This window comes from Streptomyces sp. G5(2025) (assembly GCF_049542075.1).
Classification (GTDB): Bacteria; Actinomycetota; Actinomycetes; order Streptomycetales; family Streptomycetaceae; genus Streptomyces.
In genome coordinates this window covers 292,513-307,328 of record NZ_JBMUZT010000006.1, presented here as the reverse complement: position 1 = coordinate 307,328, position 14,816 = coordinate 292,513, and the positions used below count along the sequence as shown (strand labels likewise).

At 70.8% G+C, this 14,816-nt stretch carries 16 protein-coding genes and 1 pseudogene; 8 read left to right on the top strand and 9 right to left on the bottom strand.

Annotation, left to right across the window (positions count from 1 at the left end; translation table 11 throughout):
• Nucleotides 1-121: 121 nt before the first annotated feature.
• Both ACOBQB_RS12090 and ACOBQB_RS12085 read right to left on the bottom strand, forming a co-directional pair.
• The gene (locus tag ACOBQB_RS12090) at nt 122-850 is read right to left on the bottom strand and encodes a type 1 glutamine amidotransferase (RefSeq protein WP_030777503.1); all 729 of its coding nucleotides are present in this window, start codon (nt 848-850) and stop codon (nt 122-124) included.
• Nucleotides 851-892: 42 nt separating this feature from the next.
• The gene (locus ACOBQB_RS12085) at nt 893-2,131 is read right to left on the bottom strand and encodes a MurT ligase domain-containing protein (RefSeq protein ID WP_205035703.1); all 1,239 of its coding nucleotides are present in this window, start codon (nt 2,129-2,131) and stop codon (nt 893-895) included.
• Nucleotides 2,132-2,270: 139 nt separating this feature from the next.
• Between ACOBQB_RS12085 and def the strand changes: the two genes are divergently transcribed.
• Nucleotides 2,271-2,810, top strand: coding sequence for a peptide deformylase (def, locus tag ACOBQB_RS12080; protein ID WP_423591310.1), 540 nt, complete (start codon nt 2,271-2,273; stop codon nt 2,808-2,810).
• A gap of 26 nt (nt 2,811-2,836) precedes the next feature.
• On the opposite strand, the gene ACOBQB_RS12075 is transcribed toward def, so the two are convergent.
• Complete coding sequence (locus ACOBQB_RS12075; protein ID WP_423591308.1) at nt 2,837-3,487, bottom strand: TetR family transcriptional regulator; 651 nt, start codon at nt 3,485-3,487, stop codon at nt 2,837-2,839.
• Between the two features lie 166 nt (nt 3,488-3,653).
• Between ACOBQB_RS12075 and ACOBQB_RS12070 the strand changes: the two genes are divergently transcribed.
• From ACOBQB_RS12070 to ACOBQB_RS12055, 4 genes are all read left to right on the top strand, one after another.
• Nucleotides 3,654-4,880 carry an acyl-CoA dehydrogenase family protein gene (locus ACOBQB_RS12070; protein ID WP_423591307.1) on the top strand — a complete coding sequence of 409 codons (1,227 nt, stop codon included), beginning with the start codon at nt 3,654-3,656 and terminating at the stop codon, nt 4,878-4,880.
• Between the two features lie 99 nt (nt 4,881-4,979).
• On the top strand, nt 4,980-5,345 hold the full coding sequence (locus ACOBQB_RS12065) for a DUF952 domain-containing protein (RefSeq protein ID WP_423591305.1): 366 nt from the start codon (nt 4,980-4,982) through the stop codon (nt 5,343-5,345).
• Between the two features lie 108 nt (nt 5,346-5,453).
• Nucleotides 5,454-6,668, top strand: a complete 1,215-nt coding sequence (locus ACOBQB_RS12060) for a cytochrome P450 (protein WP_423591304.1) — start codon at nt 5,454-5,456, stop codon at nt 6,666-6,668.
• 7 nt (nt 6,669-6,675) lie between these two features.
• Complete coding sequence (locus ACOBQB_RS12055; protein ID WP_423591302.1) at nt 6,676-7,806, top strand: type III polyketide synthase; 1,131 nt, start codon at nt 6,676-6,678, stop codon at nt 7,804-7,806.
• Between the two features lie 34 nt (nt 7,807-7,840).
• Here the strand turns inward: ACOBQB_RS12055 and ACOBQB_RS12050 are convergent, their stop codons facing one another.
• From ACOBQB_RS12050 to ACOBQB_RS12040, 3 genes are all read right to left on the bottom strand, one after another.
• Nucleotides 7,841-8,635, bottom strand: coding sequence for a GNAT family N-acetyltransferase (locus tag ACOBQB_RS12050; protein WP_423591301.1), 795 nt, complete (start codon nt 8,633-8,635; stop codon nt 7,841-7,843).
• A gap of 58 nt (nt 8,636-8,693) precedes the next feature.
• Nucleotides 8,694-9,722, bottom strand: a complete 1,029-nt coding sequence (locus tag ACOBQB_RS12045; RefSeq protein WP_423591299.1) for a 3-oxoacyl-[acyl-carrier-protein] synthase III C-terminal domain-containing protein — start codon at nt 9,720-9,722, stop codon at nt 8,694-8,696.
• Nucleotides 9,723-9,834: 112 nt separating this feature from the next.
• Complete coding sequence (locus ACOBQB_RS12040) at nt 9,835-10,296, bottom strand: hypothetical protein (protein ID WP_423598432.1); 462 nt, start codon at nt 10,294-10,296, stop codon at nt 9,835-9,837.
• Nucleotides 10,297-10,356: 60 nt separating this feature from the next.
• Here ACOBQB_RS12040 and ACOBQB_RS12035 point away from each other — a divergent pair, with 60 nt between their 5' ends.
• Entirely contained in the window at nt 10,357-10,545 is a 189-nt protein-coding gene (locus ACOBQB_RS12035) for a hypothetical protein (protein ID WP_423599006.1), read from the top strand.
• On the opposite strand, the pseudogene ACOBQB_RS12030 reads toward ACOBQB_RS12035, so the two are convergent.
• Nucleotides 10,468-10,656: pseudogene (locus tag ACOBQB_RS12030) on the bottom strand (XRE family transcriptional regulator); the annotation flags it as partial. The gene ACOBQB_RS12035 and the pseudogene ACOBQB_RS12030 sit on opposite strands and share 78 nt — an antisense overlap.
• A 435-nt stretch (nt 10,657-11,091) precedes the next feature.
• Nucleotides 11,092-11,979, bottom strand: a complete 888-nt coding sequence (locus ACOBQB_RS12025) for a Gfo/Idh/MocA family protein (RefSeq protein WP_423591298.1) — start codon at nt 11,977-11,979, stop codon at nt 11,092-11,094.
• Between the two features lie 281 nt (nt 11,980-12,260).
• Between ACOBQB_RS12025 and ACOBQB_RS12020 the strand changes: the two genes are divergently transcribed.
• Entirely contained in the window at nt 12,261-12,866 is a 606-nt protein-coding gene (locus ACOBQB_RS12020; protein ID WP_423591296.1) for a TetR family transcriptional regulator, read from the top strand.
• On the opposite strand, the gene ACOBQB_RS12015 is transcribed toward ACOBQB_RS12020, so the two are convergent.
• Nucleotides 12,817-13,761 (bottom strand): DMT family transporter, encoded by a 945-nt coding sequence (locus ACOBQB_RS12015; RefSeq protein ID WP_423591294.1) that lies wholly within the window; start codon nt 13,759-13,761, stop codon nt 12,817-12,819. The genes ACOBQB_RS12020 and ACOBQB_RS12015 overlap by 50 nt on opposite strands.
• Before the next feature lie 224 nt (nt 13,762-13,985).
• Between ACOBQB_RS12015 and ACOBQB_RS12010 the strand changes: the two genes are divergently transcribed.
• Nucleotides 13,986-14,561 carry a TetR/AcrR family transcriptional regulator gene (locus tag ACOBQB_RS12010; protein ID WP_423598430.1) on the top strand — a complete coding sequence of 192 codons (576 nt, stop codon included), beginning with the start codon at nt 13,986-13,988 and terminating at the stop codon, nt 14,559-14,561.
• The last annotated feature ends 255 nt before the right edge of the window (nt 14,562-14,816 follow it).

The following is a 14,816-nucleotide window of genomic DNA, read 5'->3' as shown; positions in this document are numbered from 1 at the left end:
TCCGCCACCCTATAGGCGCCGGGGGGCCGCACCGCATCAGGCGTCCGAGGGCTGGACGCCCCCGCTCACATGTGCGGGCGGGGCGTCAAGCGGGCTGTCGCCGGGAGTGCCGGGGGAGCGGCTACGCGGGCTGCTGCGCGGCGTTGATGCGCTCGGCGCGCAGCGCCTCGTACCAGCGGTCGTCCGTGGGCGGCAGCGCGTTCACATCGAGGGCCAGCTTCAGCAGCAGGTCCGCGATGAGCGGGTTGCGCGCGAGGACCGGGCCGTGCATGTACGTGCCGAAGACCGTGCCGTTGTACGCGCCCTCGGTGCCGTCGCCCGTGCCGTTGCCCCGGCCGAGCGTGACGCGGGCCAGCGGCCGCGCGTTCGGGCCGACGTGCGTGACGCCCTGGTGGTTCTCGAAGCCCGTCAGCGGGGGCAGGCCCAGCTGCGGGTCCATGTCGGCGAGGACGTCGCCGACGCACCGCTCGCCCTCGCCGCGCGTGGAGACCACGTCGAGCAGGCCGAGGCCCGGCTCGCGCTGGCCGAGGTCGTTGATGAACTCGTTGCCGATGATCTGGTAGCCGGCGCAGACCGAGAAGACGATCGCGCCGTTGCCCACGGCGCGCTGGAGGCCGCCGTCGCGCCGCAGCCGCTCCGCCGCGAGGCGCTGCGGGCGGTCCTCGCCGCCACCGATGAGGTAGATGTCGCCGGAGGTGGGCACCGGCTGGTCGCTGCGCACGTCGTACCGCTCGACCTGGAGGCCGCGCTGGCGTGCGCGGCGCTCCACGACCAGGGCGTTGCCCTGGTCTCCGTACGTGCTGAGCAGGTCGGGGTAGACCCACACCAGCCGCAGGCTGTTGTCGCTCATGCTCATGTGTCCCTACGAAAAGGTCTAGAAGGGCCGGTGGGGTCAGTTGCCGACGCGGCGGCGCAGGTCCTGGAACGCGGTGTAGTTCGCGATCGTCTCGATGCGTCCCGGCGGGGCCAGCTGCACCGCCTCGTCGACGGTCTCGCAGACCCGGAAGTCCAGGCCCGCGACCTCAAGACGCACGGCGAGGTCCAGCTTGCGGTCACCGAGGACGAAGATCGGGTGACCGGCGAGGCGCGTGTAGTCGACGTCCCACAGCCAGGAGGTGTCCGTGCCGTCCGCGCCGCGGGCGTTGACGGAGAGGATCACCGGGGTCGGCGGCGGGTCGATCAGCGAAAACGTTTCGAGCCAGCCCGCGGGGTTCTTCGCGAGGAGGAGACGCAGGTCGCGGCCCTGGAACTGGACGACGTCATAGCGTCCGGCGACGGCCTGCACCTGGTACATCCGCTCCAGCGCGACCTGCGGCGGCACGCCGAAGACGGCGGCGACGGCGGCCGAGGAGGTGGCGTTGGCCTTGTTCGCGCGGCCCGGCAGCTGGAGGTGGATCGGCCAGGCCGAGCCGTGCGGATCCAGGACGTGGTCGCCGGAGAGCACCCAGCTCGGCGCGGGGCGGCGGAAACCGCACTCGCCGCAGAACCAGTCGTCCCCGGGGCGCTGCATGACGCCACCGCAGGACGGGCACGACCAGGCGTCGTCCTTCCACTCCTGGCCCGCGGCCACCCACACCACGTTCGGCGAGGAGGAGGCGGCCCACACGACCAGCGGGTCGTCGGCGTTGGCGACGACGACGGCCTTGGTGCCGGCCAGGCCCTCGCGCCACTTCTCGGCGAGCATGCGGGTCTCGGCGGCGCGGTCCAGCTGGTCGCGCGAGAGGTTCAGCAGCGCGATCGCCTTCGGGTCCACGTCACGGGCGACGCCGGCGAGGTACTTCTCGTCGACCTCGATCACGCCGTACCGGGCGTCGGAGCCGCCGGCGAGCGCCGAGGTGATTCCGGCGGGCATGTTGGCGCCGAGGGCGTTGGAGACCACGGGGCCGCTGGCGCGCAGGGCCTCCGCGATCAGGCGCGTGGTGGTCGTCTTGCCGTTGGTGGCCGACACGAGGACCACGTCCAGGTGTGTGGCGAGGCGGCCCAGCAGCTCGGGGTCGAGCTTGAGGGCGACCTTGCCGCCGATCACCGATCCGCTGCCGCGGCCCGCCGCGCGCGACACCGCCGCGGCCGCCTTGCCCGCCGTCACGGCCAGCTTGGCCCGCGGCGACAGCGGGTCCGTGTTGCCTGACATCTGTCGAGATCCTCCTTGCGTACGGCGCCGCGCCTGCCCGGCATCGTTTCGTTGCTCAGCCTATCGAGATCCACTGACAAGCCCGAACCGCGGCACCACGTCGATGCCGCTCGTCCCCATGGACCGTACTCTTGCCGCCATGCGACACGGCTCGATCCCGGGCGCCTCGGGGCGCGTACGACCTCTGACCCTGCTCGGTGACCCCGTGCTGCACACGGCCTGCGAGGAGGTCACCGACTTCGGACCCGAACTGGCGCGGCTCGTCGAGGACATGTTCGCGACGATGTACGCGGCGCAGGGCGTGGGCCTGGCCGCCAACCAGATCGGCGTCGCCCGGCGGGTGTTCGTGTACGACTGCCCGGACGACGACGATGTCCGCCACCTGGGGCACGTGGTCAACCCGAGGCTGGTCGAGGCGGACGGCGTCACCGTGCGCGGGCCGGAGGGCTGTCTGTCGCTGCCCGGACTCGAAGCGGGCACGCCGCGTTTCGACCACGCCGTGGTCGAGGGGGTCGATGTGCGCGGGGAGCCCCTGCGTGTGCACGGGACGGGCTGGTTCGCGCGCTGCCTCCAGCACGAGTGCGACCACTTGGAGGGCTGCGTCTACACCGACCGCGTCACCGGCTGGCGGCGCCGCAGGGTGCTGCGGGCCGCCGCCAGGGCCTCCTGGAACAGCTGAGGTCCGCCGAGCCCTGCCGGAGCGGGTCAGAAGCCGGGCCCGCCGACGCGGTTGCCCGCGGCGGCCAGCCGCCCCCAGAGCAGATCCGCCAGGCTGCGCACCAACTGCTCCCGAGGGCACGGTCGTTCGCCGAGCCACCAGTCGCCGGCCGCGTGCATCATGCCCACGATGCCGTGGCCCCAGACGCGGGCCAGCTCGGCGCTCTCCGGACCGAGGTCGACGCGTTCCTCGATGACCGTCGCCAGCTCCTCGCCGAGGCGGCGCAGCAGGGGAGCGGAATGCAGGCCGACGTCGAAGCCCTGCTCGCCCGGTGAGGGCGCCTCGGAGGGATGCATCAGGAACCGGTAGACCTGCGGGCGCGCCTCGATCGCCGCGAGATAGGTGTCGAGCGTCGCCTCGACCCGCTCCCTGCGCTCGGCCGGTGCGTCCAGGGCGGCGCGCAGCGAGGCGAGCAGCGCGTCCGTGTGGCGCTTGGCGAGCGCGGCGTACAGCCCGCCCTTGTCGCCGAAGTGGCGGTAGAGGATGGGTTTGGTGATGCCCGCCTCGGCGGCGATGGCGTTCATGGAGGCGCCGGGGCCGTCGCGGAGCACCACCCGGTCCGCGGCCTCCAGCAGCTCGCGCCGGCGCTCTCGATGGTCCGCGGATCTCTGCTGATCGGTCGGCTGTGTGGTCCCCATAAGCGTTTCTCCCCGCCCGTGCGATTGCGTGACGCACGCGCAACGTAACACCCGCGGTGCGGCGCGCATCGAACGGGTTGCCGGGAGTTGACACGGACTACTGGCTGGTAACAGACTCCTGTTACCGCTGGTAACGCAGCAATTGATCGCAGGTCCTGGAGGGGTCATGGCCGAGTTCACCATGGAGCTCAACGACGAACAGAAGGAGGTCCGGGACTGGCTCCACGGGTTCGCCGCCGAGGTGATCCGTCCCGCGGCCGCCGAGTGGGACGAGCGCGAGGAGACTCCCTGGCCCATCATCCAGGAAGCGGCCAAGATCGGCATCTATTCGCTCGATTTCTACGCCCAGCAGTTCTTCGACCCGACGGGCCTCGGCATCCCGATGGCCACCGAGGAGATCTTCTGGGGCGACGCGGGCATCGGCCTGTCCATCATGGGCACGGGCCTGGCCGCCGTCGGCGTGCTCGCCAACGGCACCGAGGAGCAGATCGGCACCTGGATCCCGCAGATGTACGGCGACGTGAACGACGTCAAGGTCGCCGCCTTCTGCTCCTCCGAGCCGGACGCGGGGTCCGACGTGGCCGCCATGCGGACCCGTGCCGTCTACGACGAGGCCAAGGACGAGTGGGTCCTCAACGGCACGAAGACCTGGGCGACCAACGGCGGCATAGCCAACGTCCACGTCGTCGTCGCGGTCGTCGACCCCGAGCTCGGCTCGAAGGGGCACGCCTCCTTCATCGTGCCGCCGAACACGGCCGGCCTCTCCCAGGGCCAGAAGTTCAAGAAGCACGGCATCCGCGCCTCCCACACCGCCGAAGTGGTCCTGGAAGACGTACGCGTGCCCGGGCACTGCCTGCTCGGCGGCAAGGACAAGCTCGACGAACGCCTCGCCCGGGCGCGAGAGCGCGCCAAGTCCGGTGGCGAGCGCGTGAAGAACGCCGCGATGGCCACCTTCGAGGCGTCGCGCCCGGCGGTCGGTGCCATGGCGGTGGGCACGGCCCGTGCCGCGTACGAGGAGGCACTGGAGTACGCCAAGACGCGTACGCAGTTCGGCCGCCCGATCATCGACAACCAGGGCGTCGCCTTCCAGCTCGCCGACATGCGCACCCGGATCGACGCCGCGCGCCTTCTGGTGTGGCGCGCCTCGTGGATGGCGAGCACCGGCAAGAAGTTCGAGTCGGCCGAGGGCTCCATGTCGAAGCTCTACGCGAGCGAGGTCGCCAAGAAGGTCACCGCGCAGGCCGTACAGATCCTCGGCGGCAACGGCTTCACGCGTGAGTACCCGGTGGAGCGCATGCACCGGGACGCGGCGATCTACACGATCTTCGAGGGGACGAGCGAGATCCAGCGCCTGGTCATCGCGAGGACCCTGTCGGGCATGCCGATCCGCTAGGCCGGGAGCGCGCGGCCCCGCGGCCCGTGTCGTCCCCGGCCGGTCCGGTCACCCGATCGGCCGTATCCCGCGTCGGACGCGTCCCGCTATAACGGGCCCATGCTCTTTCACGCGGCACGTCTCGACAGGTGGCTCGCCGAACCGCATCAGCCCTACTCCGCCCCTCCGTCGGGCACCCACGGGACGGTGCACTGTTCAGCCGATCAGGACGCGCTGCTGGCCGTCGTGTCGCGCTTTCTGCGGGACGTGGAAGGGCCGCTCGTGGCGCTGGTCATCGACGAGACGAAGCTCGACGCACCGGTGAGCCGGGGGCCGGTCCCCGGCTCACCGTCGCCCGAGGCGCTGATCCCGCAGATCCACGGGCCCGTGAACCGCGATGCGGTCGTCGCACTGATGGACGTCGAACGAGATAGCGACGGCCGGGCGCGCGCGCTGGTGCCTCGGGATGTGGCCGAGTGCGATTGATCTCAAAAGGGTGATCTTCTCCTCCTCAAGGTGCTCCCGCGGCGGGGCGGGTATCGCCTCGTAGGGCACGCGAAACAGGCGGGCCCCAAGGCGAGGAGGAGTACGAGGATGACCACTGCGGATACCGGGACCGAGCCGACGTGTCCCTTCCGGCATGACGACGCTCTGGAGCCCGATCCGTTCCTGGCGCGGATGCGGACCGAGGCACCCGTGACCCGGGTCCGCATGCCGTACGGAACGGGCACCTGCTGGCTGGTGACACGTTACGCGGACGTGCAGAAGGTGACTTCCGACCGGCGGTTCAGCCGGGCCGCGCTCATCGGCCGGGATTTCCCGCGGATCACCCCGGCGCCCATCGCGCAGTCGGAGGCGATCAACCTGATGGACCCGCCGGCGCTCAACCGCCTGCGCAAAGTCGTCATCAAGGCCTTCACCACCCCACAGGTCGAGGCGCTGCGCCCCTGGACCCAGCGCACCGTGGACGAACTGCTGGACGAGATGGAGGAGCACGGTGCGCCGGCCGACATCGCCGCGCATCTGGCCGGCAGAGTGCCGTTGATGACGATCAGCCAGCTGATGGACGTGCCGGAGGCGGACCGTCCGCAGCTGCGCCGCTGGGCGACGGCCATGATGTCGATGAGCGCCGCCGAGGCGTCCTCGGCGGCCGAGGCGAAAGTGGCGCTGCGCGCCTACTTCACCGAGCTGACCACCGCGCGACGCCGCACCCCGGGCGACGACCTGATCAGCGCGATGGCCACCGCGCGCATCGACGACGAGATGCTGGAGGAGGGGGAGCTGTCGGTACTGGCCATGCTCCTGATGGTCACCGGACACGACACCACCACCTACGACATCAGCAACGTCGTCTACACCTTGCTGACCCACCCCTCCCACCTGGCCCAACTACGGGCGCGGCCCGACCTGCTGCCCCGTGCCCTGGAGGAACTGCTGCGCTACATCCCCTTCCGCCAAGGCGTCGGCATCCCCCGGGTGGCCCTGGAGGACGTGGAGGTCGGCGGGCAGCTGATCAGGGCGGGCGACGCCGTGCACGTGTCGTACCTGACCGCCAACCGCGACGAACTCGCCTACGACCGGCCCGACGAACTGGACTTCGAGCGGCAGGCCCCCGCCGGGCACATGGCCTTCGGGTACGGCAGCCACCACTGCCTCGGCTCCCACCTGGCCCGCATGGTGCTCCAGGTGTCCATCGGCACGCTCCTCGACCGTTTCCCAGGGCTGCGCCTGGCGGTACCCCCGGACGAGGTGCGGTGGAACACCGTGTCGATCTGGCGCCATCCGCTCGCCCTGCCGGTCACCTGGTAGGCCGGGCATGGCCACGCTGTGCAGGCCGGCCATCGCCGTGCCTGAGCACATCATCACCCGGGAACAGACCCTCGACCTGGCGCGCGAGCTGCACGCCGACCACCCTCAACTGGACCTGGCGCTGCGCCTGATCGCCAACACCGGCGTTCAGACCCGCCGCCTGGTGCAGCCCATCGAAGACACCCTGCGCCACCCGGGCCTGACCGCACGCAACGCCTTGTACGAGGCGGAGGCCAAGGCGCGGGTACCCGAGGCCGCCTACCGGGCGCTGGCCTTCGCCGATCTCACCCCCCGTGACATCGACATGATCATCTACGTCTCCTGCACCGGATTCATGATGCCGTCGATGACCGCCTGGCTCATCAACACGATGGGCTTTCGACCGCAGACCCGGCAACTGCCGATCGCTCAGCTCGGCTGCGCCGCCGGTGGTGCGGCCATCAACCGCGCCCACGACTTCTGCACGGCCTACCCCCAGGCCAACGTGCTGATCCTGTGCTGCGAGTTCTGCTCACTCTGCTACCAGCCGACGGACCTGGCGGTGGGCAACCTGCTGTCCAACGGCCTGTTCGGGGACGCCATCGCCGCCGCGGTGGTGCGCGGCGAGGGCGGCAGGGGCGTACAGCTGGATCACAACGGCTCACATCTGGTACCCGACACCGAGGAGTGGATCTCCTACGCGGTCCGCGACACCGGCTTCCACTTCATGCTCGACAAACGAGTGCCCGGCACCATGGCCGACCTGGCCCCCGCCCTGCGGGAGATGGCCGAGCTGCGTGACTGGGACGTCTCCGGGCTCGACTTCTACATCGTCCACGCCGGCGGGCCCAGGATCCTGGACGACCTGTGCACCCACCTGAAACTGCCACCGGAGAAGTTCCGCTACAGCAGGGCCACCCTCACCGAACGCGGCAACATCGCCAGCGCCGTCATCTTCGACGCACTGGAACGCTTCTTCGACGACGGTGGCACCGCCCACGCCGCGCAGGGCATCATCGCCGGATTCGGCCCCGGCATCACCGCCGAGATCACTTTGGGCACCTGGAGCACGCCGGGAGAACCGAATCGGCCGCCGACGCGTCAGGCGAGTCAGGCGAGGCATCTGACGACGACGTCGGCGCAAGCGGCCCCCGCGTGACGGCTCCGTGCGGGTGCGGGTCCGCAGTTCCGCGTCAGGGCCGGGGCCGGTAGACGTACGGCGTGGTCGTGCACAGCGTGGTGAAGCCGAGGCGGTTCAGGATCGGGCGGCTGTCGTCGGAGGCGTCGACCTGGAGGTAGCGGTAGCCGCGCTCGGCGGCGATGCGGGCGCGGTGGGCCACGGTGGCGCGGTAGATACCCTTACCGCGCCACTGGGGAGCGGTGCCGCCGCCCCAGAGGCCCGCGAAGTCCGTGCCGGGGCGGAACTCCACCCGGGCGCCGCACACCGGCCGGTCACCCGCCATGGCCACGACCGCGACGATCTCGTCCGGCGTCTCGGTCAGCTGGGCGAGGATCCGCTTGCCCAGCCGCTCGCTCAGCGCGGCGTCGCCCTCGCCGAAGGCCGCGAGGTGGGCCTCAGCCATGAGTTCGACACCCGCCGCGTCGGTCACCGGGAGCAGCCGGATGCCCTCGGGCAACTCCGGCGCCACGGGCAGGACAGCGGCCTCGGTGACCATCACCGTCTCCAGCGGATCGGCCACGAAGCCGGCCGCGAGGAGCCGCTCGGCCAGGTCGGCGGGGCGGTCGTAGGAATGCAGCTTCCACTCGAACTCGCGTCCGGCGGCGGTGAAATGGCGCACCTGCTCGGCGATCGCGTCATCCGCCGTCCTCGCGTCGACGTCCGACCACAGGACGCCGTTCCAGTCGTCCGGCGAGCCGGTCTGGCGGACGACGCGGCCGGTCCGCTCGACGCGGGTGCGGGGGCCTTCGCTCCGCGCGTCGCGTCGAATCTGCTGGTCGTAGGCGGCCAGAACCGCTGCGAAATCCATTCGGTCACTTCAACAGGGGCGACATGGGACGGCAAGTGCATAACGCCGGGCCGCGGGGTCAGGACTGCCAGCGGCAGCGGAGGGCGGCGGTGATGAAGCCGGGACCGAACGCCACGGCCACACCGTTCGTTCCGTCGGCGGGCGGGGCGGTGTGGGTGCGTTCGAGGACGCGGAAGACGCTGACGCCTCCCATGTTGCCCTCCTCCGCCAAGGTGTCCACGGAGTGGCGGGCCTCGCTCTGCGCGAGCCCGAGTGCGTCGGCGGTGCCGGTGATGATGCGCAGGCTGCCCGGGTGGATGATCCCGAAGTCGACGGTGCGCTGTCCCAGCCAGTCCGTCAGAGGAGCGAGGGTGGAGACGGCCGTGTTGGGCGCCTGTTTGGTGGAGTCGAAGTGCATGCCATGGGGGTCGAGCCGGCCGCGGTAGCGGTCGAGGCTGCCGGGCAGGGTGTACTCGAAGGTGTCCTCGATCACCAGCCCCGGCCCCGAAGGAGCGCCGGTGACCACCGTCGCGGCGGCCGCGTCGGCGAACAGGGCTTTGTAGATCATCGACTCGATGGTGTCGACCGTGTGGTTGTAAGAGGTCGAGAGCACTTCGGCCGCGACGACGAGCACTTTGTGGCCGGGGCGCGCGGTGACCAGGTCCGCGGCACGGATCAGAGCCTGGACACCGCCCGCGCACGCCACCGTCGTCAGGGCGACGCGGCGCACCGTCGGCCGCAGTCCGAGGCGGTCGATGAGATGGACGTCCAGATTCGGGACGGCCCAGCCGGTGGCATGCGTGGTGACGATCGCGTCGACGTCGTCGGGCGTCAGCCCGGCCGCCCGCAGGGCCTCATGGGCGGCCTGCTCCGACATGTCCACGGCGTCATCGAAAGCGGCCTGGGTCCGCTCCTGCACGTCGGCGCTCCCGGCGACGGTGGGGGAGGAGAGGGGGCGCGTGAAGTGGCGGGAGTGCACACCACAGTTGTTGACGACGCGGAGGATCGCGTTGAGCCTGGGATGGTCACGGTGATGGGTGCGTATGTCGTCGGCGATCTCGTCCGTGGTCACCTTGTGGGCACCGAGGACGGTTCTAGGGGCGGACACGAAGGCTGGCATGGGCACTCCCACGGTGCTGATTCGGGTGCGGGGGGTGCCGATAACGTACTTGACGGGGCGGCAGGTGTCCCCCTTCACGCGAGAGCCGGGGCCGGGGGCCTCACACCGCGCGCAGCATCGGTGCGCGTGCGTGCTTCCGGGCCGTGCCGGGGTGGTAGATGAGGATGAACAGCCGGGAGCCCGGGGCGGTCATGGGCTGGGCCGCGCAGATCGACACCCAGCCGAGGCCGTGCACGGCGTGCCGCAGCGGGCGTTCGTGACCGTCGGGGTGGATGAGGGCGCCGTCGATGTCGTACAGGTGGGCCAGTTCGGGATCCGCGAGCACTTCCTTCTCGATGCCGCGCAGGATCTCGTCGTCGGGCCGGGCGACCAGGGCGGCACGCAGCTGCGGCAGCACCATCGGGGCCCATGAGTCGCGCCAGTCGGTCAGCTGCTCGCGGCCGACACGGTCCAGGAGCATCCACCGCATCGTGTTGGTCGGCACCTGCCGGTCGGGGAACATCGCCTGGAACGGTTCGTTGTGGGCGAGCAGTTCCCACGACGCGTCGGTGACGTAAGCCATGTGGGTGATGCTGTCGACCGCCTCCTGCCAGACGCCCGGTATCTCCTTGCCGGAGGAGGGGTGAAGCGGGCCCGGCGGATCCTGCAGGAGCGCGTACCGATTGAGGGATACCCACTCCTGCTCATTGAGGCCGAAGAGACGCGCGACGTCACGGAGCAATGCGGTCGGTGGATTGGGGTAATTGCCGGATTCAAGACGGTGATACGTCCCGAACGTGCGGTGCAGCAACTGATCGACCTGATGCTGTGACAGGCCGGGAGCCCGCCGTCCCTGACCGCTAGGCCGCGAGAAGCCATGCGATTCGGGGGCAATGAGGGCGCGTCGTTCGCGGAGCAGAGCGCGGAGCGCCGTCTTGTTCATGGTGGGTAATCCCTCTTGGTACACGCCGAGTTGGAGCGTGATCAGTCTAAATATTCACATCTTCTTTGGTAGTAAACATTGCCCGAAGAAAACGATCAGCCGCTGCGGCATCATGGTGTGCGCGACCTCGCCGACCTGCAGGTTTGATCGTCGGCGGGTGCGCGGGCACAACTGTGGGGCATCTTGTCCGGGGAGCGCGAGAATGGCTGAAATTCCCCGGCATTGGGTACCCCCTAGGCCCGTCGGGGCCGACGTGGGATGCGCGTGGGACGGTTGTTCGTATTCCGATCCGTGTGGTTGGAAACAGGACAGCACCGGACCGCGCGGACCTTCTTCCCCGTCCGGTTTCGCGGGTCCACCGGCTGCGGTCGGTGCCGTCACTCGCCATTACGTAGCGGCCACGGTACCGACCGCCCGTGGTTGTCCCCGGCCGCGTCACGCGGCCCTTATCCGCTCCTCGGCCCGGGCCAGGATCTCCGTGACCCGCAGCCCGAACCGGACGTCGCAGGGATGGGCCGTGCCGGTGCGCGCGGCCGTGACGAGTTCGCCGATCGCGGCGTCGAAGGCATCGTCGGCGCCTTCCCACGGCGGCAGTACGGCGACGCCGCTCTCGCCGCGCAACTCCACGGCCAGGCCCGACCCCTTCGCCGGCGCCGTCAGGCTCAGCGCCGCCGTGCTGGAGGCGCCGCCCGTGTGCCGCAGGATGAGGTGGGCCGTGTCGCCGGGCCCCGGAGCGGCCGTCACCTCGCTCACGTCGCCGAGGATCGGCAGCAGCATCGACAGGGCGTGCGGCCCCACGTCCCACAGGCCTCCGCGGCTCGCGCGCCACGGTGAGGAGAACGCGGCGGTTCCGTCTGGGGTGTAGAAGGAGCCGTACCAGTCGGCGCGGCCGGTGAACCAGCCGCCGACGGTGGCCTGTTCGGAGACCCAGGCCGAGCTGAGGGTGGCGAAGCGCAGCGTGAAGAAGACCACGGACGCCACCTCGGCGCGCTCGACCGCCAGGGTCAGCTCGCGCGCGGCGTCCGGCGTCGTGGCCACCGGTTTGTCGAGGAGCAGGTGGCAGCCCGCCGCCGCGGCGCGCACGGCCAGCGGCGCCTGCACGTCGGGCGGAACGGCGAAGGCCACGGCGTCGCTCGCCGCGAACAGTTCGTCGACGTCCGCGTACGCCGTCGTCCCGTGTGCGGCGGCGAGCGTGGCGGCGGCCTCCGGGCGACGGCCCCACACACCGCTGAGCTCGATGTCCGGATGCCGGGCGAGGGCGGGGGCGTGGGTGGCGGTGGCCCAGGGCCCCGTACCCACGAGGCCGATACGTAGACGGTTCATGGGCGGCAGTATGGCTGAAGCGCTCCGAAAGGAGCCTCTCGCGGCGGAAGCCTCCGTCCCCAATGGCCTGTTGCCGACGGCTGATCAATGGCCTGTTGCCGTGGGCGCGCATTGCCGGACGGGAGCGGCATGGTCCTCCGGCACATGCCGAGTTCCTGGGGGTGAATACCCATTCACCCGCTATCGTGAATTTCCGTGCGCCTGCGCCTCGTCGGTGCCCTGCCGACGCTCAGGGGCCGAAGGGGAGGCGATGAACCGTGGGGACAAGAAGCGTGCCTCCGGTGGGCGAGCGTGAGGACGAGCGTGAGGACGAGGGCGCGGGCCGGGCCCGGGTCGCCGTCCGCAGGGACGCCGAGGCCACCAAGGACCTCATCGTCCGGGCCGCCCGGCACCTCCTCGCGCGGCACGCGCACGGTGACATCACCCTCAAGGCGGTGGCCGAGCGCGCCGGGGTGAGCGCACCCCTGGTCCTGAAGTACTTCGGCAACAAGGACGCCCTGTTCGGGCAGGTCATGTGCTTCGAGGCCGATGTGGTGGAGCTCCTCGACGCGCCCCTCGGCGGCCTCGGCCGGCACATGGTCCACCAGTTGCTGACCGGCCAGGCGGAGCGGGGCGCCGACCCCATCCTGCGCATCGTCTTCGCCCCGCTCCACGGCGAGCGGGGCGACCTTCTGCGGGCCAACTTCCGCGCCCAGGTGGCCCAGCGCCTGGCCGAGCGCCTCCCGGGGCCGGACGCGGGGCTGCGCGCCGAACTCGCCGTGAGCATGCTGCTGGGGCTCGGCGTGATGTACGGAATCGCCCGTGGCCCACGGCTGCGCGACGCGACGATCGACGAGATCACCGACCGGTACGCGCCCTCGGTGCAGGCCTTCCTGACTCCGGAGTGACCCGCCCGGCCGGTACACCGGAAGCCCGGGGGCGCTCGCCGCGTCGTACGACGACCACCGCGGCCAGCCCCATCGCCAGCCCGAGCACCGTCTGCGCGCCGAAGGGCTCACCGAACATCAGTGCGCCCCACAGGGCCGTCACGGGGGCCATGAGGAACATCAGCGTATTGACCTGGGTGACCCCGGAGCGCCGCAGGATCAGCCAGTACAGGCCGTACCCGCCGAACGTGGAGAGCGTCACGAGCCAGCCGATCGCGACCCAGAAGGACAGCTCGGCCGGCGGCGTCGCGGCCCGCGCCGCCACGGCGAGCGCCGTGAAGATGACGGCACTTGTGAGGCAGTGGACGGTCATGGACACCACCGGGCCGACCGGGCGCGTCGTACGCCGGTCCAGGAACGTCGCCGCCACCAGCGACAGCATGCCGAGGAACGGTACGAGGTAGGCCCACCACGCGGTGTCGCCGCCGCCCGCGAAGTCGGCCGCCGTGACGATGACGACGCCACTGACACCGAGCCCGAGGCCGAGCCACTGCGTGCGGGAGACGAACTGCCCGAGCAGCGGACCGGCGAGCGCTCCCGCCACCAGGGGCTGGGTGCCGTCGATCAGCGCGGTGGTGCCGCTGGAGACGCCGAGCTGGATGGCGTAGTAGACGGTGAGCAGATAGCCGCTCTGCGACAGCGCGCCCACGACCACCTGCCGCCCGACGTCGCGTGCCGTCAGGCCGCGCCAGGACGCGCGCGCCAGAGTGAGGGCGACGGCCCCGAGGACCAGGGCAAGCGGCAGGAACCGCCACATGAGCACCGTCACCGCGGAGGCGCTGCCCGCGCCGAGCTTGGCGCCGATGAACCCGGAGCTCCAGGTCAGCACGAAGGCGAGGGACAGCAGGACGTTCATGGGGCTCCTTCCCGCCGCGCCACCCGCCAGGGGGTGAGGTCCGGCGGGGTCCGACGGTTCGGCGGGCTCGGCGCGGCCCGGCGCGTGAGAGTAGACCGATCTGTTTACTTTCGTTCTGCGGCCGAGTATACAGACCGGTCTACTATGGCTTCATGAGCGAGAAGGCGTACGGGACGACGGAAGGTGCGGGCGCGGGCGTGGTCGCCGCGCCGCGGCGCATCGCCATGACGCCGGCGGCGCGCCGTGCCCTCGACGCCGCGGGACGGCTCTTCTACGAGCGCGGCATCCATGCCGTCGGCGTGGATCTGATCGCGGCCGAGGCCGGGGTGACCAAGAAGACCCTCTACGACCGGTTCGGTGCCAAGGAGCAGATCGTCGTGGAGTACCTCGCCGACCGGGACGAGCGCTGGAAGGCGTTCCTCGCCGGGTATCTGGAGGCGGCGCCCACGCCGCGCGCCCGGATCCTGGCCGTCTTCGACGCCTCGCGCGACTGGGCGGCGGACCGCTCGGCGAAGGGGTGCGGCATGGTCAACGCCCACGCCGAGATCAGCGACGCCGCGCACCCCGCGTACCCGGTCATCATCGGCCAGAAGGCGTGGATGCTCGCGCTCTTCACGGGGCTGGCCCGGGAGGTCTCCCCGGATGGTGCCGAACGCCTGGCGCGGACCCTGATGCTGCTGCATGAGGGCGGCCTGGTCGCGCACGGTCTGCGGGTCTTCCCTGACGCGCTCGATCAGGCCCGGGGTGACGCGGAACGGTTGCTGGCGGGCGGCGCGGTGTCGTCCGGCGCCGGTCGTTGACAAGTCTTTGCCCGTGGCCGGAATGTTTCCATCTGTGATCTCGGCCGGGCCCGGCTTCATGGGGCTGGAGGCCTTTTCCGTCTGAGAAACCCCCTCTGGCCATGGCAAAGTGCGGCCGAAAGCATGAGGGCGGCGGCCGTCGCCGGGTTTCCGGAATGTTGACCGTACGCAGTCGCAGGCGCACGATCGATATATAGGTGCTAGATACATCTACATTTGTGTGGCGCCCGACCGCACCTAGTTCGCCAGAGCAGG

What these genes read in the sequence shown, in the direction of transcription:
- ACOBQB_RS12090 (WP_030777503.1), bottom strand. Translation starts at nt 850, where the DNA reads ATGAGCGACAACAGCCTGCGGCTGGTGTGGGTCTACCCCGACCTGCTC.
- ACOBQB_RS12085 (WP_205035703.1), bottom strand. Translation starts at nt 2,131, where the DNA reads ATGTCAGGCAACACGGACCCGCTGTCGCCGCGGGCCAAGCTGGCCGTG.
- def (WP_423591310.1), top strand. Translation starts at nt 2,271, where the DNA reads ATGCGACACGGCTCGATCCCGGGCGCCTCGGGGCGCGTACGACCTCTG.
- ACOBQB_RS12075 (WP_423591308.1), bottom strand. Translation starts at nt 3,487, where the DNA reads ATGGGGACCACACAGCCGACCGATCAGCAGAGATCCGCGGACCATCGA.
- ACOBQB_RS12070 (WP_423591307.1), top strand. Translation starts at nt 3,654, where the DNA reads ATGGCCGAGTTCACCATGGAGCTCAACGACGAACAGAAGGAGGTCCGG.
- ACOBQB_RS12065 (WP_423591305.1), top strand. Translation starts at nt 4,980, where the DNA reads ATGCTCTTTCACGCGGCACGTCTCGACAGGTGGCTCGCCGAACCGCAT.
- ACOBQB_RS12060 (WP_423591304.1), top strand. Translation starts at nt 5,454, where the DNA reads ATGACCACTGCGGATACCGGGACCGAGCCGACGTGTCCCTTCCGGCAT.
- ACOBQB_RS12055 (WP_423591302.1), top strand. Translation starts at nt 6,676, where the DNA reads ATGGCCACGCTGTGCAGGCCGGCCATCGCCGTGCCTGAGCACATCATC.
- ACOBQB_RS12050 (WP_423591301.1), bottom strand. Translation starts at nt 8,635, where the DNA reads ATGGATTTCGCAGCGGTTCTGGCCGCCTACGACCAGCAGATTCGACGC.
- ACOBQB_RS12040 (WP_423598432.1), bottom strand. Translation starts at nt 10,296, where the DNA reads ATGGCTTACGTCACCGACGCGTCGTGGGAACTGCTCGCCCACAACGAA.
- ACOBQB_RS12025 (WP_423591298.1), bottom strand. Translation starts at nt 11,979, where the DNA reads ATGAACCGTCTACGTATCGGCCTCGTGGGTACGGGGCCCTGGGCCACC.
- ACOBQB_RS12015 (WP_423591294.1), bottom strand. Translation starts at nt 13,761, where the DNA reads ATGAACGTCCTGCTGTCCCTCGCCTTCGTGCTGACCTGGAGCTCCGGG.
- ACOBQB_RS12010 (WP_423598430.1), top strand. Translation starts at nt 13,986, where the DNA reads ATGACGCCGGCGGCGCGCCGTGCCCTCGACGCCGCGGGACGGCTCTTC.